Origin of the sequence: Bacillus sp. CCB-MMP212, from assembly GCF_022748145.1 — a bacterium.
GTDB classification, from domain to species: Bacteria; Bacillota; Bacilli; order Bacillales; family Bacillaceae_G; genus Bacillus_A; species Bacillus_A cereus.
The window spans coordinates 373,291-395,365 of record NZ_JALDQE010000004.1; the positions used below are offsets into that span (position 1 = coordinate 373,291).

Consider the following 22,075-nt stretch of genomic DNA (forward strand, 5'->3'; position numbering starts at 1 on the left):
AAAAAGCGTTAAGTGTTAGACTCCATTTTTTTACCAATGAATTTTAATTGTTTATTAATTTCATCTTTAGATACTTCTTTTTCCTTAATTTTTCTTTCGAGTTTTTCGAGTAACATAAAGATTTTTTTATCTGTACTGACACGAACATCGAAAGTAGGATGCTCATCACTTAGCTGCTTTTGAAGCTTTTTACGAAGAGGTTTTAATCCAAACCTTTCGTGATGCTCAGGTGTAACTGCTATGTAGAGATCTAAATTTGAATTCACTGCTGTGCTTTTTATAATTTCATCCATAGCGAGAGCTCTTTTCTTCGCTCCTTGTGATATAGATTGATTAAAGGATTCCGTACTCGTCTTTGTTAACTTTGGACCTTTTTCTTTCTCCGTTCGTTTTGCTTCTTCTTTCACTTTTTTATCTAAAGGACTATTATCACATCCGGTAAAAGAGCTAAATAGAAGTGCAAATAATGCGGTTATGAGGCCGAGTTTTCGCATAATTATCATTCCATTTCTATTGCAATATGTAATGTGATAGAAAAAGGATGACTGCATATCATCCTTTTTCTATTTCACAGCAAGACTGATTCGTTATTGCTGTGAGTATTGTGGTTCTTCTTGTTGGACTTCTTCAACGCGTGGGTTTAAAGAATCGATAATCGTTTGTGTTTGCTGCGCAGCTGTTTGGAAAAGTTGCTTAGCTTGTTGGTTATCCGTATCAAGAGCGAATCCCTCTAAGCTAGCTTGTGCACTTTTTAATCCAGAAACAGTTTGCTTTAATTTTGTAATTACAGTCATTGAATGAAGCCCCCTTTGGAATATCAATTCAAAGATTATAATTTGTGAGTTGGGGTGAATTTATGATTGGAAAATTTAGGGGTGGAATAGATTTTATATGCTTTTAGCTAAGATGCATAAGGTATCACGGGGATATTTTTATTGATTTAGATGGATTTTATTGCTATTATTATGAGAAGAAAATGAAGTGTTTTCTATAATCATGCGCCCATAGCTCAGTCGGATAGAGCGGTGGTTTCCGGTACCACGTCTGCCGGGGGTTCGAATCCCTCTGGGCGCGTCAAAAAGTCCTAACTTACGTTTTGTAGGTTAGGACTTTTTTATTTATCTCATTATTTGAGGGTTAAACAAAACAAACTGATGGAAGTCTCATTTTATATGTGTACTTTCAAAATGCCTTGTCTCATTGCTTCTGTTAAAGCTTCGGAGCGTGATCCTACTTTTAATTTTTTGAAGATTTTTGTTAGGTTGTATTCTACAGCTCTTGAACTCATGTACAGTTCATCAGCAATTTGTTTATTGCTACTTCCTTTAGAGACGGATTCTAAGATTTCTAATTCTTTTTGTGTAAGAAGAGCGGTTTTATTTTCAAGTTGTTGAGTCGTTATATCGTCTGTACGTAGTTGACGTAATAACGAAATAGGAAGTAAAGTATATCCGTTTACAGCTGCACGAATTGCCATTAATAGCTCTTGTTGAGAAGCTGATTTACTAATAATGCCGCTGATACCAGAGTTTATTAATAAATTGAATTGGGATACATATTCAAAACCTGTATATAAAATGATTTTTGCATCTGTTTGAATATGTAATATTTTCTGGGCGAGTTCAATACCACTACAATTGGGCATATTCATATCCAAGAGGTATACGTCAAAAGGTGTAGCGTCACTTTTTATGAGTGCTTCCTGTTCATTTAAAATATATTCTGCTTGCATATCTTCTTCTAATTCAATCATGCTCTTTGTTCCTTCGCCTACAATTTGATGATCATCTACAATTAATACTCGAATCATTATTTACCACCTCGGAACTGTAATGTTTATTTGAAGTCCTTTTTTAGCTTCGGATACTATATGTATTTCTCCACCAATTGATTGAAGCCTTCCTTTTATACCGGAAAGCCCCATATGCTGCTTAGGAGAGTAGGGAGTGTCTATATTAAAACCTTTGCCGTTGTCTCGGTAGTCTAGGAAAATACAGTTATTCTCTTCCCATAAAAAAATCGATACGATGGTTGCCTCGGAATGTTTATCTGCGTTTGTTAGTAGTTCTTGAATGATACGATATAAAGATAAAATTTTGTCAAAATCGTAATGATGTTCTTGAATTGATTCATGATCAAATTGAATTTGAAACTGCACACGCAATTGTGTTTGGGCTAGCAATTCTCTTAATGCACCAATTAAACCAGCATCTGATAAAAGTGATGGACGCAATTCATTACATGTGTCGCGAATTTGTTGTATTACATCGTGCATACCGAAATGGATTTTTTTTAGTTCATTTTTTAATTCTAGTGGAACGGATTTGTTTTTTAATAAAGAGTCTAGTTTGCGGTACCATACAATTTGATCTTGTAATGCAGAGTCGTGTAAATCTGAAGCAAGTCGGCGCCTTTCTTGTTCAGAAATTTGAAAGAGTAGGCGTGATAAGCTTGCAGAATTTGTTTTGGATTCTAAACTCTCCTGCTCTAGAGAATGAATAATTTCATTAATGGTATACAAGTTTTCATAAATAAGACGGACGTATGTCGTGACAGTGATGAACCATGATTTTTCATGCGTATTATATTTAATATTATTCACTTTTGTTCCAATCCAGATGTAGTGTTTTATATGTTTAGTAGAGTATAAGTAAATACCGATGCATCCATCATCCTCTAATAAATCATTAATTAGTAATGCTGCCATACTCCATTTTTTCTTTTTAGAAAGTGTGAAATCTTTCGTTTGTCCATATCCGTTGCATTGTGTATATGTGTTTTCTTTCATATCATATTGAACAAATTGAATAAAAGAAGGTTTCAACATTGAAACGATTTCATTAGTGAATTTTTTCTCTAACTCTTCTGTTTTCATAATAGATGATAGCTGTGCGGTAAACTGTTCAATGTTTACGTATAAGTTTGTTTTAGTCCGAAAGAGGTGATTACGAAATGTAAAATCTAATCTTTCTTTTAATATGAGAAATAGAATATTTAACGGAAAAATAATAATAAAACTTTGCAGCAGTCGAGAGAGAAAATTGTCTTTGTAATAAATGCTCCAGCTCGTAATGATTGCAATTAATAGAGTTGGAATTAGTGACAGAAATGCGTAATACCGTAAACGATCAAATACAAACTCTATATCAAAAATCTGCTTCGTCGCTACTAAATAAAAATAACCGATTGGTAGAGCGATTAGGAACATAGCGCCAATATCTGCTGAGAGAATCGGTGTTCTGAATATTGCATCTGGAAGAGCATAGAGTGTAACGAACGGAAAGAAGGCAATGGAATGAATCGTGAGCATTAATTTTAAAAATGGTTTATGTACTGTACTGTGATATTTGATATAGGCACGGATTAAAAAATATATACAAAAGATAATATTTATTGAAAGGTAAATTAGTTCTAATCCATCGGTATTAACTATTGGAAATGGAATGAACATCGTTAAATTAGAGAGTAATAGTAAAATAATGCCGATTGTAATATCGATTTTTAGAAATCTCATAGAAATAACGTATAGTTGCTTTTTCTTGAATAATTCATTCAACAATAAAATGAGAGACATAGGTGTACCTTGAAATACAATACTTAAAATAATGAGAGCGATAAAATCACCTTTACCAGATTCAACTGCGATTAGAAGACTTGAGGAAGTCATGAATAGAAACGTGATCAAAAAGAATGTTTCCCGGTTCAAAGGCTTCTTTGTATAAAGAAAAATAGATAACCCTAAACAAATAAAAGCGAGTAGGAAGGGAAAGTATACAGAAATAATTTTGTCACGAGAATCAATAAAATGTTGTGTTCCTTTATAAGTTTGGGTGATATCGTCTTTTTTAATTTGTATTTCAGATGCATTTAGTGATTGGTTTTGATATCCAGGAAGTATTCCTAAATGAGGCTTTTCTTTATTTATCGAATAGATTATATCTCCTTCTTTTAAGTCCGTCTGAAAAGCCCAACCGGAGGATTTAATTTTTGCTATTGTGTATGTAGTTGAGTCTGTTTTAGAAATAAGAACTCCACTATATGGTTGGTTTATTTTATATAAGATATAGCCTTGTAAACAAAAATACAGGATAGTTACACATAAAATGAAAACGAAGTTACGTTGTATCTGCAACGGTTTAGACACCTCTCTTTGTAGGTATATCGTTTAATTTCTGAATGTTTTTATAATAATATTTAAGAAGTTTTCATACAATCAATGTCATCTGTTGAAATTGCGGTGAACCACATAAGAGTGGTTCGCCTTTTTTACGGTAAATACAGTACGGATTGCGGACAATAGCATCAGAAAGAAGTCTATGATAAAGATACAACTTAACAAGTAAATGAAGGAGGCAATAGTGATGAAAAAGTTTTTTTTGATGATAGGCGGGATTGTATTAGGAATGGCGGTTATTTATTTCGTAAAAAGCTAAAAGGAGCTGTTATGGATGGCATTTGAAATTCAAGGATTAAATAAAACATTTGGTGAATATAAAGCCGTTAATGATTTAAATATACGTGTAGAAGAAGGTGGAATTTTAGGGATGCTGGGCCGAAATGGTGCTGGTAAGACGACAACGATTCGTATGATCTTAGATTTAATCAAACCGGATAGCGGCCAAATTCTATGGAATAATCGCCCTTTTTCAAAGAAAGACCTATCTATTGGCTATTTACCAGAAGAGCGTGGATTATACCCGAAAATGAATGTAGTGGAGCAATTGGTGTATTTCGGCAAGTTAGAAGGAATGCCAGCTAATCTTGCAAAAAGGCATGCGTTACAGTGGCTAGAAAAATTAGAAATGACACCACATTTAAAGAAGAAAACAGAGGAATTGTCAAAGGGAAATCAACAAAAAATTCAATTGATTTCAGCGATATTGCATAATCCGGAATTCATCATACTAGATGAACCATTTAGTGGATTGGATCCTGTAAATGCAGAGATGTTAAAAAATGTTGTGCTCGAGTTAATCGCGCAAAGAAAAACGATTATCTTCTGTAGTCATCAAATGGACAGTGTAGAAACGTTCTGTGAGGAAATTTGTATTATGAAAAATGGTCAACTTGTATTATCGGGTGCCTTGTCAGATATTAAGAAAAGTTACCAATACAAATATATGACGTTGCAAACGGAAGGGGATATTGAACCTATTCTTAAGGAGAAGAATTTCAATTTTGAAAAAGTTAATCGTACGTTCATGATTAAAGTTAATGATGGAGAGGATGCATTTTCGCTGCTTGAAGACATTAAAAATAAACAATATATCCGAGATGTTTCTATTAAAGAACCTTCTTTACATCAAATCTTTGTTGAAAAGGCGGGTGCATAAGTAATGAGGAATTTCTGGATTGTTTTAGGGCAAACGTATTGGGATCGTGTGAGGACGAAAATATTTATTGGGATGACATTGTTATTAATAGGGGGAGGGATATTCTTATTCTCCTTTCCAACTTTAGTACAAAAGTTTTCTGGAGAGAAAGAAAAAGCAAAAGTTGTATTTATTTCCGAAGCATCTAATGTTACTTTGGATCAATCTAATCTTAGTAAAGCTCTTCCAGAATGGGATTGGTCTTTAGGCGATAAAACAAAATTAAATCAATATAAGCAAGATTTGTTAGATAAGAAAGTCGAAGCGCTCTTTATATTAAAAGAGGGTGCGGGTGCTGAACCAGTATTAGATTACTTTATGAAGGTGGATAATCCTAAGTTGATTCAAAGTGCGCAGGTCTTTGTACAAAATCAGTATTTTCAAAGTGCGGTAGTTAAACAACAGTTATCAGAAGAGGCTGTGAAATCACTGACGATGAACGTGCAAGCGAAAAAGCAAAACTTAAATAACGAAGAAACAAGCTCATTCTTACTGGTGTATTTATTAGTAGCGATTATGTACTTAGCAATTACTTCGTATGGAAATGCGATTGCTACAGCGGTAGCGTCAGAGAAGGCGTCGCGTGTTATGGAAGTGATGGTAACGAAGGTGTCGCCTGTTCACATGGTCTTTGGGAAGATATTAGGAGTCGGTCTTGCTAGTTTGACACAGTTATTTATTTTCTTCCTTAGTATGGCGCTATATATTAAATCTGGAATTTTTAAGGTATCGGATTCGTTTTTTGGAGTGAATATTGATGTAAATATGATTACAGGTGAGCATGCTGCATATTTCTTGTTATATTTTGTTCTCGGTTACTTCGTTTATGCGGCACTTTTCGCAGTGTTTGGTTCTATGGTAAGCAGGCCAGAAGAATTATCCGGAACAACGATGCCGATTACTCTTATATTGATGGGAAGCTTAGTGGTGGAGTTATTAGTAGTACTTGATAACCCTGAAGGGCTAGTATCAAGGGTGACATCATATGTTCCGTTTACAGCTCCAATTAGTATGGTAGTTAGGATTATTAATGGGTCTGTGAGTGGTATGGAAATTGCAATGTCTATATTGGTTTTGTTAAGTAGTATTAGCCTGATTTCTTTATTTGCTGCGAAAGTATATCCAAAGGGTATTTTGCGAAGTGGTAAGAGCTTGAAGTTATTTCAGCTTTTGAAAAATAGTTGATTAGTGGAAGAGAAGATGGGATCTTCTCTTTTTTGTTGCTCATTTTAACATCTTGTATTAATATTTACTATTAGTACTTAGTATTAAATTTGAATATTATTATTTTCTTTCAATATTATTCAAATTTAGGTTGTAAGTTGTAAATCTCATTAATACATATAAATTAATAATATTTTGGAATGGGTGTCTGTGATAGCATTCTCCTTTTACCAAACTTATTGTACAATAGAAACAAGGGGGAGATTAGTTTGAAGGCAAGTCTTTTACAAGAACAAAGCTTACGTTTGGCAATGACACAAGAGTTAAGGCAAGCGATTACAATGCTCCAGTATAATGTACAAGAATTATCGGAGTTTTTGTATGAGCAATCGTTAGAGAATCCCCTTATTGAGTTAGGTGGTTTTGAGAGGGAGAAGAAAAAGAGCTCTAACAACAGTAAAAGTACCAGCAAACAAGTCGAGAATCAGATGGAGATCTACAGTGTGGATTCTACAACGATTCAGCAACATTTATTAAATCAAATACAGTATTATAAAATAGATGAAGAAGAGCGAAAAGTAGCTTCTTTCATTATTATGAACATGGATGGAAATGGATATTTACAAGAAACGAATGAAGAGTTAGCAGAGCTCCTTTCTGCGCATATTCATGTAGTCGACCGCTCCGTAGAGCTTGTCCAATCACTGGAACCAGCAGGGGTAGGGGCGCGTAATATTCAGGAATGTTTAACCTTACAATTGAAGCGCTTACAAAGACGGAATGGATTAGCAGAAGAGGTTGTAGAAGATCATTTCGCTTATTTTGTGAAGAAAGATTGGCGAAAGCTCGTTCAAGTGTTGAAATGTAGTAATGAGGAATTACAGAGTGCGGTAAATTGTATAACGTCATTACAACCAAAACCAGGTCTTGCGTTTTCTTCAGATAAACCACTTTATATTGTGCCTGATATGGCGGTGAAAAAAGATGGCGATCGCCTCGTTTTACAAATGAATGAGAGAAATATGCCGAGAATTGAAATTCATTCTGAATATAGTGCGCTTCTTAATAATAGTGAAAGTGAAGTAGCATCTTACGTATCAGAAAAGTATCAGCATGTGCAGTGGATTATGCGCAGTTTGAAGCAGAGAAAACAGACGCTGCTGCAAGTGATGAATATTATTATGGAAAAACAACGTGATTTCTTCTGGAAAGGTCCAGAGTATTTAAGACCTCTCGCTTTAAAAGAGGTAGCGGAAGAGTTAAGTGTGCATGAATCAACAATTAGTCGTGCGACGCGAAATAAATATGTGCAAACACCACACGGTTTATTTGAGATGAAATCGTTCTTTAGCAATGCCGTTTCGACGACTGAAGATGAAGCAGTTTCTACAAAACGTGTAAAACAATTTATTCAAACGCTAATTGGGGCAGAGGATAAGAAAAAGCCACTTTCAGATCAAAAGATTTCAAAATTATTAGAAGAAGAGCATGAAATTGTTATTTCTCGAAGAACAGTGGCGAAGTATAGAGAACAAATGCATATCCCAGCTTCGTCATTACGAAAAACGATCGGATAGGTGAAGAAGATGAAAGTTGTACTGTATACTAAAAAAGATTGTGGCCTTTGCGTGAAGGCGAAACAAGTTTTACAGGAAGTACAATGTGAATATTCTTTTCAAATCGAGGAAATAGATATATATGAAGATAATGACCTTTTAGAAAAATATCACTTAATGATTCCGGTTGTAGAAATGGACGGAAAACAAGTAGAATATGGTAACATTCACAAAGGTGTCATAATAAACTATATAAAGAATGCAGTTAAGAGTTGAATAAGTTTCTATCTCCTGTTACAATAATACACGTAGCAGGGATTATTTTTTTAACCTATGTGGGACACAAAATGTCACTACGGGACGTAAAGTGACCACTAAGGAAAAATGAACCAATGTAGTGAGGAGAAAAGATATGCGCTCATGGATTCAGAACACAAAAAAATTATTACCTGATCTGCTACCTGTTATGCAAACGAGAATGCAAATTCTTCAATACATTAGGCTCATGCAGCCGATTGGAAGAAGAAACTTATCAGCAAGCCTCGGTATGACAGAACGAGTATTGCGAAGTGAAGTTCAAGTTTTGAAAGAACAAAACTTAGTTCACGTCGCTTCTTCTGGAATGACTTTGACAGAAGAAGGAACAGCTTTAGTTCTTGCTTTGGAAGACTTTATGAAAGAAATTTCCGGGTTAAAGGTTTTAGAAAAGCAACTTAAGGAAACATTAGACTTGGATGAAGTTTTCGTTGTCCCTGGTGATAGTGATGAATCACCTTGGGTCAAACTGGAGATGGGCCGTGCTTGTGTGACTTGTATAAAAGACCGTCTGACAGCGAATAATATCGTTGCTGTGGCTGGAGGAACTACGCTAGCTGCTGCTGCGGACATGATGCAACTTGATTGCAAAGATTTACATATGCTATTTGTCCCAGCACGTGGTGGAATTGGAGAAGGTGTTGAATTAGAAGCCAATACCATTTGTGCCAAGATGGCGCAAAATACGATGAGTAATTATCGCTTATTGTATGTTCCAGACCATGTTAGTAGCGAAGCATATGCGTCTATTGTGACAGAGCCTTCCGTGAAAGAAGTTCTTGAGTTGATTCGATCTTCCAATATCGTCATTCATGGAATAGGTGATGCGTTAACAATGGCACGTCGCAGAAGTACTTCAGAAGCAGATTGGTTAAAGATTCAGGCAAGCGAAGCAGTTGGCGAAGCTTTCGGTTACTACTTTAATGAAGAAGGAAATGTTGTTCATAAAGTAAGAACAGTTGGTATGCAACTTGAGGATTTACAAAATGTATCTCACGTTGTTGCAGTCGCTGGAGGTTCTTCAAAGGCAAAAGCAATACAGGCTGTAATAAAGCAAGGGCACACTTCAATTCTAATTACAGATGAAGGTGCAGCAAAACAATTAACAAAGGGTTTTACCCTTTAATATAATCCCCCAAGGAGGAAATTCAAATGACTAAAATTGGTATTAATGGATTTGGACGTATCGGACGTAACGTATTCCGCGCAGCTCTTAACAACTCTGAGGTAGAAGTAGTAGCAATCAACGACTTAACAGATGCTAAAACATTAGCTCACCTTTTAAAATATGACACAGTTCACGGAACTTTAAATGCAGAAGTATCTGCTAACGAAAACAGCATCGTTGTTAACGGTAAAGAAATTAAAGTTATCGCTGAGCGTGACCCAGCTCAATTACCATGGAGCGACTACGGAGTAGAAGTAGTAGTAGAATCTACTGGCCGTTTCACTAAAAAATCAGACGCTGAAAAACACTTAGGTGGATCAGTTAAGAAAGTTATCATCTCAGCTCCAGCTTCTGACGAAGATATCACTGTAGTTATGGGTGTTAACCATGAACAATACGATGCAGCTAACCACAACGTAGTATCTAACGCTTCTTGTACTACAAACTGTCTAGCTCCATTCGCTAAAGTATTAAACGAAAAATTCGGCGTAAAACGCGGAATGATGACAACAATTCACTCTTACACTAACGACCAACAAATCTTAGACTTACCACACAAAGATTTACGTCGTGCTCGTGCAGCAGCTGAAAACATGATCCCAACATCTACTGGTGCAGCTAAAGCTGTAGCATTAGTATTACCAGAACTTAAAGGTAAATTAAACGGTGGCGCTGTACGTGTTCCAACTGCTAACGTTTCTCTTGTTGACTTAGTTGTTGAACTTGACAAAGAAGTAACAGTTGAAGATGTAAACGCAGCATTCAAAGCAGCAGCTGAAGGCGAATTAAAAGGTATCCTTGGATACAGCGAAGAGCCATTAGTATCTATCGACTATAACGGATGTACAGCTTCTTCTACAATCGATGCATTATCTACAATGGTAATGGAAGGTAACATGGTTAAAGTACTTTCTTGGTACGATAACGAAACTGGTTACTCTAACCGCGTAGTAGACTTAGCAGCTTACATGACTTCAAAAGGTCTTTAATTCTTAATTATATAAGTTATCAATGACAAAACGAGGGAGAGGGTTTGTTCCCTCTCTCTCTTCTTTCGTTTTAAAAGCAAATGTGTTAAGCTTTTGAATGGGTTTTGTCAATCCTAACTAGTAGTCGGAGGGAAATCCAATGAACAAAAAATCAATTCGTGACGTAGATTTAAAAGGTAAGCGTGTATTTTGCCGCGTTGATTTCAACGTACCTATGAAAGAAGGCAAAATTACAGATGAAACTCGTATCCGTGCAGCTCTTCCTACAATTCAATATTTAGTAGAGCAAGGTGCGAAAGTTATTTTAGCAAGCCACTTAGGCCGTCCAAAAGGTCAAGCAGTAGAAGAATTACGTCTTACTCCAGTAGCAGCACGTTTAGGCGAGCTTCTTGGTAAAGATGTTAAAAAAGCGGACGAAGCATTCGGACCAGTTGCACAAGAAATGGTTGCAGCAATGAACGAAGGCGACGTATTAGTTCTTGAAAACGTACGTTTCTATGCGGGCGAAGAAAAGAACGATGCAGAACTTGCGAAAGAATTTGCAGCACTTGCTGACATCTTCGTAAACGATGCATTCGGTGCAGCTCACCGTGCTCATGCTTCTACAGCAGGTATCGCAGACTACCTACCAGCAGTATCTGGTCTATTAATGGAAAAAGAGTTAGATGTACTTGGTAAAGCACTTTCTAACCCAGAACGTCCATTTACAGCTATCATCGGTGGTGCGAAAGTAAAAGATAAAATCGGTGTAATTCGTCATCTATTAGACAAAGTAGATAACTTAATCATCGGTGGCGGACTTGCTTACACATTCGTTAAAGCTTTAGGTCATGAAATTGGTCTATCTCTATGTGAAGACGACAAGATTGAACTAGCTAAAGAATTTATGCAACTTGCAAAAGAAAAAGGCGTAAACTTCTATATGCCAGTTGATGTTGTAATCACTGAGGAATTCTCTGAAACTGCAACAACTAAAATTGTTGGTATCGACTCTATCCCTTCTAACTGGGAAGGCGTGGACATCGGTCCTAAAACACGTGAAATTTATGCAGATGTAATTAAAAATTCTAAGCTTGTTGTATGGAATGGACCAATGGGTGTATTCGAAATGACTCCATTCGCAGAAGGTACAAAAGCAGTAGGACAAGCATTAGCAGATGCAGAAGATACATACTCTGTTATCGGCGGTGGTGACTCTGCAGCAGCTGTTGAAAAATTCGGTATGGCTGATAAAATGAGCCACATTTCTACTGGCGGCGGTGCGTCATTAGAATTCATGGAAGGTAAAGAGCTTCCAGGTGTAGTTTGTCTTAACGACAAATAAGTAGCAGCCAAAGAAAAAGGACGGTGCAAAGCATGCGTAAACCAATTATCGCAGGTAACTGGAAAATGAATAAAACTCTATCTGAAGCAGTTAGCTTCGTAGAGGAAGTTAAAGGTCAAATCCCAGCAGCTTCAGCTGTTGATGCAGTAGTTTGCTCTCCAGCTCTATTCTTAGAGCGCCTTGTAGCAGCAACTGAAGGAACTGACTTACAAGTAGGTGCACAAAACATGCACTTCGAAAAAAATGGTGCATTCACTGGCGAAATTAGCCCAGTAGCACTTAGCGACTTAAAAGTAGGCTACGTAGTACTTGGCCACTCTGAGCGTCGTGAAATGTTTGCTGAAACAGACGAATCAGTAAACAAAAAGACTATCGCAGCATTTGAACATGGTTTAACACCAATCGTATGTTGTGGTGAGACTTTAGAAGAGCGCGAAAGCGGAAAAACATTTGATCTAGTAGCAGGTCAAGTGACAAAAGCACTTGCAGGTTTAACAGAAGAGCAAGTTAAAGCAACTGTTATCGCTTATGAGCCAATCTGGGCTATCGGTACAGGTAAATCTTCTTCTTCTGCAGATGCAAACGAAGTATGTGCGCACATCCGTAAAGTTGTTGCAGAAGCTGTTTCTCCAGACGCTGCAGAAGCTGTTCGTATCCAATACGGCGGTAGCGTAAAACCAGAAAACATTAAAGAGTATATGGCACAATCTGACATCGACGGCGCTTTAGTTGGCGGTGCTAGCTTAGAGCCTGCTTCGTTCTTAGGTCTTCTGGGGGCGGTAAAATGAGAAAGCCAACAGCTTTAATCATTCTTGACGGTTTCGGACTTCGTGAAGAAACTTACGGGAATGCTGTAGCACAAGCTAAGAAACCTAATTTTGATGGTTACTGGAACAAATTCCCTCATACAACGCTTACAGCTTGTGGTGAGGCGGTAGGTCTTCCAGAAGGTCAAATGGGTAACTCTGAGGTTGGTCACTTAAATATCGGTGCTGGCCGCGTAGTATATCAAAGCTTAACACGCGTTAACGTTGCAATTCGTGAAGGTGAGTTCGATAAGAACGAAACTTTCCAAAATGCAATTAAAAGCGTAAAAGAAAAAGGTACTGCACTTCATTTATTCGGTTTACTTTCTGACGGTGGTGTGCACAGTCACATGAACCATATGTTTGCTCTTCTTCGCTTAGCAGCAAAAGAAGGCGTGGAGAAAGTTTATATCCATGCATTCTTAGACGGCCGCGATGTTGGACCACAAACAGCAAAAGGTTATATCGATGCAACGAATGAAGTAATTAAAGAAACAGGAGTAGGACAATTCGCGACTATCTCTGGTCGTTATTACTCTATGGACCGTGACAAGCGTTGGGATCGCGTAGAAAAATGTTACAGTGCTATGGTGAATGGTGAAGGCCCTACTTATAAATCAGCAGAAGAGTGTGTAGAAGACTCTTATGCGAACGGTATCTATGATGAATTCGTATTGCCGTCTGTAATTGTTAACGAAGATAACACGCCAGTTGCAACAATCAATGATGATGATGCAGTTATCTTCTATAACTTCCGTCCAGACCGTGCAATTCAAATTGCTCGTGTATTTACAAACGAAGACTTCCGTGAGTTCGATCGTGGTGAAAAAGTACCTCACATTCCAGAATTCGTATGTATGACACACTTCAGTGAAACTGTAGATGGTTACGTGGCATTCAAGCCAATGAACCTTGATAACACTTTAGGTGAAGTTGTTGCGCAAGCGGGATTAAAGCAACTTCGCATCGCGGAAACTGAAAAGTATCCGCACGTTACATTCTTCTTTAGCGGTGGTCGTGAGGCTGAATTCCCAGGAGAAGAGCGTATCTTAATTAACTCACCAAAGGTTGCAACGTATGACTTGAAACCTGAAATGAGCATTTACGAAGTAACGGACGCTTTAGTAAATGAAATCGAAAATGATAAACATGATGTTATCATTCTTAACTTTGCGAACTGTGATATGGTTGGCCATTCTGGGATGATGGAACCAACAATTAAAGCAGTAGAAGCAACTGACGAATGTTTAGGAAAAGTTGTAGAAGCGATTCTTGCAAAAGATGGTGTAGCACTTATTACTGCTGACCATGGTAATGCTGATCAGGAGTTAACTGCTGATGGCGGTCCTATGACAGCTCATACAACTAACCCGGTTCCTTTCATCGTTACAAAAAATGATGTAGAGCTTCGTGAAGGTGGTATTTTAGGAGATATCGCTCCAACAATGCTTACACTTTTAAATGTGGAACAACCGAAAGAAATGACAGGTAAAACAATTATTAAATAATTTGCTTATATAAAAAGGAGAGAATTTATTATGTCAACAATTATTGATGTTTATGCTCGCGAAGTCCTTGACTCTCGTGGTAACCCAACTGTAGAAGTAGAAGTTTACACAGAAAGCGGCGCTTTCGGACGCGCTATCGTACCAAGTGGTGCATCTACTGGTGAGCACGAAGCAGTAGAATTACGTGACGGTGACAAATCTCGTTACCTTGGTAAAGGTGTTGTTAACGCAGTAAACAACGTTAACGAAATTATCGCTCCAGAAATCGCTGGTTTCGATGTAACTGACCAAGCTGGTATCGACCGTGCTATGATCGAATTAGATGGCACTCCAAACAAAGGTAAACTAGGCGCTAACGCTATCCTTGGTGTATCTATGGCAGTAGCTCACGCAGCAGCTGACTTCGTAGGTCTTCCATTATACCGTTACCTTGGTGGATTCAATGCAAAACAATTACCAACTCCAATGATGAACATCATCAACGGTGGTTCTCACGCTGATAACAACGTTGACTTCCAAGAGTTCATGATCTTACCAGTTGGTGCTCCAACATTCAAAGAATCAATCCGTATGGGTGCTGAAGTATTCCATGCACTTAAAGCTGTATTACATGACAAAGGTCTTAACACTGCAGTAGGTGACGAAGGTGGATTCGCTCCAAACCTTGGTTCTAACCGTGAAGCTCTAGAAGTAATCATCGAAGCTATCGAAAAAGCTGGTTACAAAGCTGGCGAGAACGTATTCTTAGGAATGGACGTTGCTTCTTCTGAGTTCTACAACAAAGAAACTGGTAAATATGACCTTGCAGGCGAAGGCCGTACTGGCTTAACTTCTGCAGAAATGGTTGATTTCTACGAAGAGCTTTGCAAAGACTTCCCAATCATCTCTATCGAAGATGGTTTAGACGAAAACGACTGGGATGGTCACAAATTATTAACTGAGCGTATCGGTGATAAAGTACAATTAGTTGGTGACGATTTATTCGTAACTAACACTCAAAAACTTGCTGAAGGTATCGAAAAAGGTATCTCTAACTCAATCTTAATTAAAGTTAACCAAATCGGTACTTTAACTGAGACTTTTGAAGCTATCGAAATGGCTAAACGTGCTGGTTACACAGCAGTTGTATCTCACCGTTCTGGTGAAACTGAAGATGCTACAATCGCTGACATCGCAGTTGCAACTAACGCTGGCCAAATCAAAACTGGTTCTATGAGCCGTACTGACCGTATTGCTAAGTACAACCAATTATTACGCATCGAAGACGAACTAGGCGAAATCGCTGTTTACGATGGTATCAAATCTTTCTATAACATCAAACGATAATTGTAGAAAATAAACGACAGACCGTGAGAAATCACGGTCTGTTTTTTTATGTTAAAATTGTTCACCTGTCATAAGTGACATGAAATGTTTGAAGAAGCGGTTATAATCAAAATCAATTGCTATTTGATGACTCGGCCAATCAATAAATGGTTTAGGTTCTCCTAAAGAGCGAAATTCTCCAATGCTTGCCCCCTGTGCATAAGATTCTGTCATGACAACGATAGGTGATTTGTGATAGGTAAACATAGAGTTATCAAGTAAAGCGAGTATTGGCATTGTGTCATGGAAGGGGCTGCCCTTTAAATGTGGTAGGGTGTCTTTATAATATCCGTAGTAATAATGATCGAATAACGGTTTGACAAGTGGGGCTTTTCCTTTTGCCTCAATGTATTCGGCCATTTCTGGTGTAATGATGGAATATTGGGTGACGTTTAATGGGTATATGTACATGTTAGCTGCGGATTGAAGGACTATATTAGCTGCAGTAGGGTCGCCATAAAAGTTTGCTTCGGAAATAGGGGTAACATTACCAGGATGTAAAAAGGCACCGCCCATTACGTAGTAAGATTTAACTTGCTCCATTAATTGTTTACATACGATAAATAAAATTGCTAGGGAGGTAAGTCTTCCTAAGCTCACAATAATTAATTCATCTTTATACTGTTCAATAAGAGGAATAACTTCAAAAAAATTCTCCATTTCTTCGTTAGTTACATTCACCTTTGGAATAATTGGCCCGAGCCCTTGTTTCCCGTGTACATCTGTAAAAAAAGCAGGAGGAGCACCAGTAATTGGACGTTCTGATCCACCAAAGATTTTGATATTTCTACCCTTTACTTCGCTTGTAAGAAAATGAGCATTTTCTACGGCCATTTTTTTTGGAACATTGCCGTAATCAGCAACGATACCGACGATTTCTATTTCATTGATAAAGAATGCTAAGAGGAGAGCCATCGTATCATCAATCCCAGGATCACAAAAAATGAGAACTTTTTTGGGCATATGTTCACCACCTATCTTGTTTATCCCGTACAAACCCGCTTGGTGAGGAATGATCAATGGGGATGAGGAAACCCTCAATGATTAAAGTTTCACTTTATATATATGTAAGTTTAAGGATAAAAAGATTATTTTATTGAAATAACAGTCTTATAAATTCAGAAAATAAAAACTTTTTATATTAGGTCAAGGTTTTTGACGTAATTTTCATTTGGAAATGCAGTCATATCAAGGTTGTAAGCGTATAACATCGGCTTTTTTTGCTGTCAAGTTGATAAATTGCAGCTTTTTACAATTTATACTATGATAAAGATATTAACAGAAGATCGTATAAACATGAGGGATGATGAACATGAAATTTACAAAGATTCTTGTCCAAATTGCTGCTCTTTACGTGTTTTATATGGTTGGAACTTGGGTGCAAGAAATGTTAAACATTCCAATCCCAGGAAGTTTGATTGGGATGTTCCTCTTACTTGTTTTACTTAGCCTAAAAGTTCTTCCAGTGAAATGGTTCGATTTAGGAGCAGAAACACTCGTTGCTATTATGCCGTTTTTATTAATTCCGCCAACGCTTGGCCTAATGAATTACGGTGCTTTTTTTATGAGTAAAGGAATTTCTCTTTTCATTACAGTTGTAGCGAGTACGTTTTTAATTATTATTGTCGCAGGACATACAGGACAATATCTTGCGAATAGGAAGGAAAGAGAGTCGCGATGAGCCAAATATTAATCGGAATCGGTTGGGTTCTTTTTACGGTGCTATTATATCAATTATCTAAAAAAATCTATAAATTATTTCCAACACCATTCACCATTCCAATGCTTGTAGCAACAGGATTAATGGCTTTCCTATTTATCGTGCTTGATATACCATATCAACATTATATGGAAAGTGGTGGTGGCTGGATTGCAAAGCTACTTGGACCCGGTGTTGTAGCATTTGCAATTCCTCTTTATAAACAACGTCATGTTCTGCAAAAATATGTTGTACCGATTGCTGGTGGGGTATTAGTAGGTACAACAGTTGCAATCGCTAGTGATTTTGCCATTGCTTCACTTATGGGAACAGATAAAAGCTTAATCTTATCGTCTTTACCAAAATCGGTAACAATGCCAGTTGCGATGAGCGTTTCTGAACAAGTTGGTGGTGTACCTTCCTTAACAGCAGCTTTCGTTGTTATCGCAGGTATTACTGGAACAATTACAGGACCTCTCTTGTTGAAATGGAGCCGTGTTACAAACTCAGTTGGTAAAGGTATCGGATTTGGATGTGCTTCTCATATTATGGGTGTTATGAGAGCAATGAAAAATAACGAACATGAAGGTGTTATTGGATCGGTAACAATGACATTAACAGCAATTTTGACATGTTTACTTGGACCGTTATTTGCAATGATGTTTATGTAATAGAAGAAAAGCGAGGGCAACTCTATAGCTCTCGCTTTTCTATAGGATTTATGCTACAGTTACAATAACTGAATCTTTGTAGGAGGTACGCCAAGTGCATACGTTATTATCCGTTTTACTTATTACTGTATCGATTTTAATGATTGTTATGGTACTTATGCAGTCTAGTAATAGCTCAGGCCTTTCAGGTGCAATTTCAGGCGGTGCAGAGCAATTATTTGGTAAGCAAAAAGCACGTGGAATTGAAGCAGTATTAAACCGTATTACAATTGTTTTAGCTGTATTGTTCTTTGTATTAACAATTGCTGTTACGTACTTAAACTTATAGAATTGAAAGAAGAAGCGTTAGTAAGATGTACTAATGGTTCTTCTTTTTTGTTTTGCCATTTGAAAGATGTTTCTAATTAGATTATAGAAATACAAATATGGTACACTAGATATAGAAAGAATACGACTAGATTACAGAAGAGAAAGAGGAGAAGTACATGATGAAATTAGCATCTCCGAAACCATTTACATTTGAGGGTGGAGACCGCGCTGTTTTATTACTACATGGATTCACAGGGAACTCAGCTGATGTACGTATGTTAGGGCGTTTCTTAGAAAAGAAAGGCTATACTTGTCATGCGCCAATTTATAAAGGGCACGGTGTACCACCAGAAGAGCTTGTTCATACAGGCCCTACAGATTGGTGGCAAGATGTAACGGAGGCATATCAGCTTTTAAAAGATAAAGGTTTTGAGAAAATTGCTGTTGTTGGATTGTCACTTGGCGGCGTATTTTCTTTAAAATTAGGTTATACAGTACCGGTTTTAGGTGTAGTACCAATGTGTGCACCGATGTATATTAAGAGCGAAGAAACGATGTACCAAGGTATATTGGCATATGCCCGCGAATATAAAAAACGTGAGCAAAAATCACCAGAACAAATTGAACAAGAAATGTTGGAATTCCAAAAGACACCGATGAATACATTAAAAGCATTACAACAATTAATTGCTGACGTACGTAACAATGTGGATATGATTTATGCACCAACATTTGTTGTACAAGCACGTCATGACGAAATGATTAATACAGATAGTGCTAACATTATTTATAACGGTGTAGAATCTACGTTAAAAGACATTAAATGGTATGAAGACTCTACGCATGTCATTACACTTGATAAACAACGTGACGAGCTACATGAGGATGTATATAACTTCTTGGAGCAACTAGATTGGTAAGATCTAGTTGCCTCTTTTTTTCATAAGGAATTTTTTGTGAAAACTGTAAAAATCATAAGGGGAGTATTGAAGTTTCGCTTTATCCCGCATTAACGGGCAGTAAGCCTCCCACCTTAAAATTCAGCGAAAGCAAAGAAGTTAGGTAGGGATCAACTGCCCGTAAAGGCCCGATTGGTTCAACTAATAATCAGTGGGGGGATGAACAAACCCCCACTGATTAAAGTTTCACTTTATACATCCCCTATCTTTCGGATACACTAAATAATATAAGGTTTTAAAGGAGGTATTTTTGCTTGGAAGAAATCATACAAGAACATATTGATAAGTTGTTATTATTTATGAGAGAAGAAGCGTATAAACCGCTAACGATACAAGAGTTAGAAGAGGCATTTGGAATTGAAGGTTCTGAGGGCTTTAAAGACTTTGTAAAGGCACTTGTAATGATGGAAGAGAAGGGACTTGTTATTCGTACACGTAGCAACCGTTACGGTCTTCCTGAAAAGATGAATTTAGTAAGAGGTAAGTTAATTGGACATGCACGTGGCTTTGCATTCGTTGTACCAGACGAGAAGAAAACGGGAGACGATGATCTTTTCATCCCTCCTACAGAATTAAACGGTGCACTTCATGGCGATACAGTATTAGCACGACTTAGTTCTCAATCGAGCGGTTCACGTCAAGAAGGTTCAATTGTACGCATTTTAGAGCGTGGAACGAAAGAACTTGTTGGTACATATACAGAATCGAAAAACTTTGGCTTTGTTATACCTGACAATAAGCGCTGGACGAGTGATATCTTTATCTTGAAAAGTGCATCAATGGGTGCTGTAGAAGGTCATAAGGTAGTTGTGAAAATTACGAGCTACCCAGAAAACCGTTTAAGTGCAGAAGGTGAAGTTATTCAAATTCTAGGTCATAAAAATGATCCAGGAGTAGATATTTTATCTGTCATTCATAAACATCATTTACCTTTAGCATTCCCTGAAGAAGTGATGGAGCATGCAAACAGTGTACCAGAAACGATTTCAGAAGAAGATTTAAAAGATCGCCGTGATTTACGTGATCAAATGATCGTAACGATTGATGGTGCAGATGCGAAAGATTTAGATGACGCTGTTACAGTAACGAAGCTTGAGAACGGCAATTACAAGCTAGGCGTTCACATTGCGGATGTAAGTCATTACGTTCAAGAAGGTTCTCCAATTGATGTAGAAGCAGCGGAAAGAGCGACAAGTGTGTATCTTGTTGACCGTGTAATTCCAATGATTCCACATCGTCTATCTAACGGTATTTGCTCATTAAATCCGAAAGTAGACCGTCTGACATTATCTTGTGAAATGGAAATCAACAACTTAGGTGATGTTGTTAAACACGAGATTTTCCAAAGTGTGATTAAAACGACAGAGCGTATGACGTATGCTGACGTAAGAAGCATTTTAGAAGATGAGGACGAAGAGTTAATTAAGCGTTATGAGCCATTAGTACCGATGTTTAAAGAGATGGGGCAATTGGCACAAATTCTACGTGAAAAACGTATGCGCCGTGGTGCAATTGACTTTGACTTTAAAGAAGCGAAAGTATTAGTAGATGAAGAAGGAAAACCGACTGATGTTGTTATGCGCGATCGCTCTGTATCAGAGAAGTTAATTGAAGAATTTATGCTTGTTGCGAATGAAACAGTAGCAGAGCACTTCCACTGGATGAACGTACCGTTTATGTACCGTGTCCATGAAGATCCGAAAGAAGATAAGCTTGAGCGTTTCTTCGAGTTTGTAACGAACTTCGGATATGCGGTAAAAGGACGTGCGAATGAAGTGCACCCTCGTGCGCTGCAACAAATTCTTGAAATGGTTCAAGGACAGCCAGAAGAAGTAGTTATTTCAACAGTTATGCTTCGTTCTATGAAGCAAGCTCGTTACGATTCGGATAGTTTAGGACATTTCGGTTTATCAACTGAGTTCTACACACATTTCACATCACCAATTCGTCGTTACCCAGATACAATTGTTCATAGATTAATTCGTGAATACATTATTAATGGTAAAGTCGACAATGAAACGCAAGCAAAATGGCGTGAAAAATTACCTGAGATTGCAGAGCACTCTTCTAATATGGAACGCCGTGCTGTTGAAGCAGAGCGTGAAACAGATGAGATGAAAAAAGCAGAGTATATGGTTGATAAGATCGGTGAAGAGTATGACGGTATGATTAGCTCTGTAACAAACTTCGGTTTATTCGTAGAGCTTCCAAATACAATCGAAGGTCTTGTACACGTTAGTTATTTAACGGATGATTACTACCGTTATGACGAGCAGCATTTCGCTATGATCGGAGAGCGTACAGGAAACGTATTCCGCATCGGTGACGAAATTACAATTCGCGTTATTAACGTAAATAAAGACGAGCGTGCAATCGACTTTGAAATCGTTGGTATGAAAGGCACACCTCGCCGTAAGTTCAAAGATCGTCCAGTCGTTATCGAGCAGCCAAGAACAGGCAGAAAGAAACGCGGTGGACGTAGCGAGCGCAGTAATGAGCGCGGCGGTGAACGTGGCACAGGTAGAAAATTTGACCGTGGTGGCAAAGGAAAAGGAAGAGGATCCGCATCTGCATCCACATCCGCATCCGCAAGTCAGCCAGGGAAAAAAGATGGTAACGGCAAGAAGAAAAAAGGATTTTTCGAAAACGTACCAGGATTCAAGAAGAAAAAGAAAAAGCGTAAGTAAGAAAAGAGTGGCTTCGCTTTGATGAAAAGCGGGGCTTTTTCTTTTTTTATTGGTGGCTTGAGAGCGAGCCACTTTCGCTTTTAATGGAATCCAGCTACAGTGGCTAGAATCTGTGGGCCATTTCACTCCCTCGGACGAAGCAAAAAGCGCTTCTCTGTCGGGAGTTCCAATGTCCAAAGATTC

At 37.7% G+C, this 22,075-nt stretch carries 20 protein-coding genes and 1 tRNA gene; 16 read left to right on the top strand and 5 right to left on the bottom strand.

Translation table 11 applies throughout. The features are described 5' to 3' along the window. Positions 1-8: 8 nt before the first annotated feature. Together MRP26_RS13655 and MRP26_RS13660 are read right to left on the bottom strand one after the other, a co-directional pair. Complete coding sequence (locus MRP26_RS13655; RefSeq protein ID WP_001228545.1) at positions 9-494, bottom strand: YhcN/YlaJ family sporulation lipoprotein; 486 nt, start codon at positions 492-494, stop codon at positions 9-11. A 93-nt stretch (positions 495-587) separates the two neighbouring features. Next, complete coding sequence (locus MRP26_RS13660; RefSeq protein WP_000216166.1) at positions 588-794, bottom strand: DUF1657 domain-containing protein; 207 nt, start codon at positions 792-794, stop codon at positions 588-590. Between the two features lie 204 nt (positions 795-998). Here MRP26_RS13660 and MRP26_RS13665 point away from each other — a divergent pair. Continuing rightward, a tRNA-Arg gene (locus tag MRP26_RS13665) sits at positions 999-1,074 on the top strand. A gap of 94 nt (positions 1,075-1,168) precedes the next feature. Here MRP26_RS13665 and MRP26_RS13670 read toward each other — a convergent pair. Next, positions 1,169-1,810 (bottom strand): response regulator, encoded by a 642-nt coding sequence (locus tag MRP26_RS13670; RefSeq protein WP_000621765.1) that lies wholly within the window; start codon positions 1,808-1,810, stop codon positions 1,169-1,171. A 3-nt stretch (positions 1,811-1,813) separates the two neighbouring features. After that, positions 1,814-4,132, bottom strand: a complete 2,319-nt coding sequence (locus MRP26_RS13675) for a sensor histidine kinase (RefSeq protein ID WP_242806205.1) — start codon at positions 4,130-4,132, stop codon at positions 1,814-1,816. 316 nt (positions 4,133-4,448) lie between these two features. Here MRP26_RS13675 and MRP26_RS13680 point away from each other — a divergent pair, with 316 nt between their 5' ends. The 10 genes from MRP26_RS13680 to eno all read left to right on the top strand — a co-directional run bounded on the left by MRP26_RS13680 (position 4,449) and on the right by eno (position 15,528). Then, positions 4,449-5,333 (top strand): ABC transporter ATP-binding protein, encoded by an 885-nt coding sequence (locus MRP26_RS13680; RefSeq protein ID WP_242806206.1) that lies wholly within the window; start codon positions 4,449-4,451, stop codon positions 5,331-5,333. 3 nt (positions 5,334-5,336) lie between these two features. Next, positions 5,337-6,557, top strand: a complete 1,221-nt coding sequence (locus MRP26_RS13685; protein WP_242806207.1) for an ABC transporter permease — start codon at positions 5,337-5,339, stop codon at positions 6,555-6,557. Between the two features lie 248 nt (positions 6,558-6,805). Continuing rightward, positions 6,806-8,113 carry an RNA polymerase factor sigma-54 gene (gene rpoN / locus MRP26_RS13690; protein WP_000647953.1) on the top strand — a complete coding sequence of 436 codons (1,308 nt, stop codon included), beginning with the start codon at positions 6,806-6,808 and terminating at the stop codon, positions 8,111-8,113. Between the two features lie 9 nt (positions 8,114-8,122). Continuing rightward, the gene (locus MRP26_RS13695) at positions 8,123-8,368 is read left to right on the top strand and encodes a glutaredoxin family protein (RefSeq protein ID WP_000869730.1); all 246 of its coding nucleotides are present in this window, start codon (positions 8,123-8,125) and stop codon (positions 8,366-8,368) included. Between the two features lie 136 nt (positions 8,369-8,504). Continuing rightward, positions 8,505-9,533 (top strand): gapA transcriptional regulator CggR, encoded by a 1,029-nt coding sequence (gene cggR, locus MRP26_RS13700; RefSeq protein ID WP_001258185.1) that lies wholly within the window; start codon positions 8,505-8,507, stop codon positions 9,531-9,533. 26 nt (positions 9,534-9,559) lie between these two features. Further along, on the top strand, positions 9,560-10,564 hold the full coding sequence (gene gap, locus MRP26_RS13705) for a type I glyceraldehyde-3-phosphate dehydrogenase (protein WP_000161234.1): 1,005 nt from the start codon (positions 9,560-9,562) through the stop codon (positions 10,562-10,564). Between the two features lie 139 nt (positions 10,565-10,703). Continuing rightward, positions 10,704-11,888 carry a phosphoglycerate kinase gene (locus MRP26_RS13710; protein WP_001036331.1) on the top strand — a complete coding sequence of 395 codons (1,185 nt, stop codon included), beginning with the start codon at positions 10,704-10,706 and terminating at the stop codon, positions 11,886-11,888. A gap of 32 nt (positions 11,889-11,920) precedes the next feature. Further along, positions 11,921-12,676, top strand: a complete 756-nt coding sequence (gene tpiA / locus MRP26_RS13715) for a triose-phosphate isomerase (RefSeq protein WP_088024791.1) — start codon at positions 11,921-11,923, stop codon at positions 12,674-12,676. Beyond that, positions 12,673-14,202: a 2,3-bisphosphoglycerate-independent phosphoglycerate mutase gene (gene gpmI, locus MRP26_RS13720; protein ID WP_001231158.1), complete on the top strand. Its 1,530-nt coding sequence runs from the start codon at positions 12,673-12,675 to the stop codon at positions 14,200-14,202. The genes tpiA and gpmI overlap by 4 nt, the downstream gene beginning before the upstream one ends. A 30-nt stretch (positions 14,203-14,232) precedes the next feature. Then, positions 14,233-15,528 carry a phosphopyruvate hydratase gene (eno, locus tag MRP26_RS13725; protein ID WP_000103951.1) on the top strand — a complete coding sequence of 432 codons (1,296 nt, stop codon included), beginning with the start codon at positions 14,233-14,235 and terminating at the stop codon, positions 15,526-15,528. A gap of 51 nt (positions 15,529-15,579) precedes the next feature. On the opposite strand, the gene MRP26_RS13730 is transcribed toward eno, so the two are convergent. Next, positions 15,580-16,530 (bottom strand): nucleoside hydrolase, encoded by a 951-nt coding sequence (locus tag MRP26_RS13730; RefSeq protein WP_088024788.1) that lies wholly within the window; start codon positions 16,528-16,530, stop codon positions 15,580-15,582. Positions 16,531-16,879: 349 nt separating this feature from the next. Between MRP26_RS13730 and MRP26_RS13735 the strand changes: the two genes are divergently transcribed. From MRP26_RS13735 to rnr, 5 genes are all read left to right on the top strand, one after another. After that, positions 16,880-17,248 (top strand): CidA/LrgA family holin-like protein, encoded by a 369-nt coding sequence (locus tag MRP26_RS13735; RefSeq protein WP_000673222.1) that lies wholly within the window; start codon positions 16,880-16,882, stop codon positions 17,246-17,248. Next, the gene (locus tag MRP26_RS13740; RefSeq protein WP_000078304.1) at positions 17,245-17,937 is read left to right on the top strand and encodes an LrgB family protein; all 693 of its coding nucleotides are present in this window, start codon (positions 17,245-17,247) and stop codon (positions 17,935-17,937) included. Before MRP26_RS13735 ends, MRP26_RS13740 begins: the two co-directional genes overlap by 4 nt. A gap of 94 nt (positions 17,938-18,031) precedes the next feature. Further along, entirely contained in the window at positions 18,032-18,265 is a 234-nt protein-coding gene (secG, locus tag MRP26_RS13745; protein ID WP_000557266.1) for a preprotein translocase subunit SecG, read from the top strand. Between the two features lie 160 nt (positions 18,266-18,425). Then, complete coding sequence (gene estA, locus MRP26_RS13750) at positions 18,426-19,166, top strand: carboxylesterase (protein WP_000761986.1); 741 nt, start codon at positions 18,426-18,428, stop codon at positions 19,164-19,166. Positions 19,167-19,459: 293 nt separating this feature from the next. After that, positions 19,460-21,892 carry a ribonuclease R gene (rnr, locus tag MRP26_RS13755; protein WP_098678356.1) on the top strand — a complete coding sequence of 811 codons (2,433 nt, stop codon included), beginning with the start codon at positions 19,460-19,462 and terminating at the stop codon, positions 21,890-21,892. The last annotated feature ends 183 nt before the right edge of the window (positions 21,893-22,075 follow it).

Excerpts from the sequence above, each read along its gene's own strand:
- MRP26_RS13655 (WP_001228545.1), bottom strand. The coding sequence starts at position 494 with ATGCGAAAACTCGGCCTCATAACCGCATTATTTGCACTTCTATTTAGC.
- MRP26_RS13660 (WP_000216166.1), bottom strand. The coding sequence starts at position 794 with ATGACTGTAATTACAAAATTAAAGCAAACTGTTTCTGGATTAAAAAGT.
- MRP26_RS13670 (WP_000621765.1), bottom strand. The coding sequence starts at position 1,810 with ATGATTCGAGTATTAATTGTAGATGATCATCAAATTGTAGGCGAAGGA.
- MRP26_RS13680 (WP_242806206.1), top strand. The coding sequence starts at position 4,449 with ATGGCATTTGAAATTCAAGGATTAAATAAAACATTTGGTGAATATAAA.
- MRP26_RS13685 (WP_242806207.1), top strand. The coding sequence starts at position 5,337 with ATGAGGAATTTCTGGATTGTTTTAGGGCAAACGTATTGGGATCGTGTG.
- MRP26_RS13695 (WP_000869730.1), top strand. The coding sequence starts at position 8,123 with ATGAAAGTTGTACTGTATACTAAAAAAGATTGTGGCCTTTGCGTGAAG.
- cggR (WP_001258185.1), top strand. The coding sequence starts at position 8,505 with ATGCGCTCATGGATTCAGAACACAAAAAAATTATTACCTGATCTGCTA.
- gap (WP_000161234.1), top strand. The coding sequence starts at position 9,560 with ATGACTAAAATTGGTATTAATGGATTTGGACGTATCGGACGTAACGTA.
- MRP26_RS13710 (WP_001036331.1), top strand. The coding sequence starts at position 10,704 with ATGAACAAAAAATCAATTCGTGACGTAGATTTAAAAGGTAAGCGTGTA.
- tpiA (WP_088024791.1), top strand. The coding sequence starts at position 11,921 with ATGCGTAAACCAATTATCGCAGGTAACTGGAAAATGAATAAAACTCTA.
- gpmI (WP_001231158.1), top strand. The coding sequence starts at position 12,673 with ATGAGAAAGCCAACAGCTTTAATCATTCTTGACGGTTTCGGACTTCGT.
- eno (WP_000103951.1), top strand. The coding sequence starts at position 14,233 with ATGTCAACAATTATTGATGTTTATGCTCGCGAAGTCCTTGACTCTCGT.
- MRP26_RS13730 (WP_088024788.1), bottom strand. The coding sequence starts at position 16,530 with ATGCCCAAAAAAGTTCTCATTTTTTGTGATCCTGGGATTGATGATACG.
- MRP26_RS13735 (WP_000673222.1), top strand. The coding sequence starts at position 16,880 with ATGAAATTTACAAAGATTCTTGTCCAAATTGCTGCTCTTTACGTGTTT.
- MRP26_RS13740 (WP_000078304.1), top strand. The coding sequence starts at position 17,245 with ATGAGCCAAATATTAATCGGAATCGGTTGGGTTCTTTTTACGGTGCTA.
- estA (WP_000761986.1), top strand. The coding sequence starts at position 18,426 with ATGAAATTAGCATCTCCGAAACCATTTACATTTGAGGGTGGAGACCGC.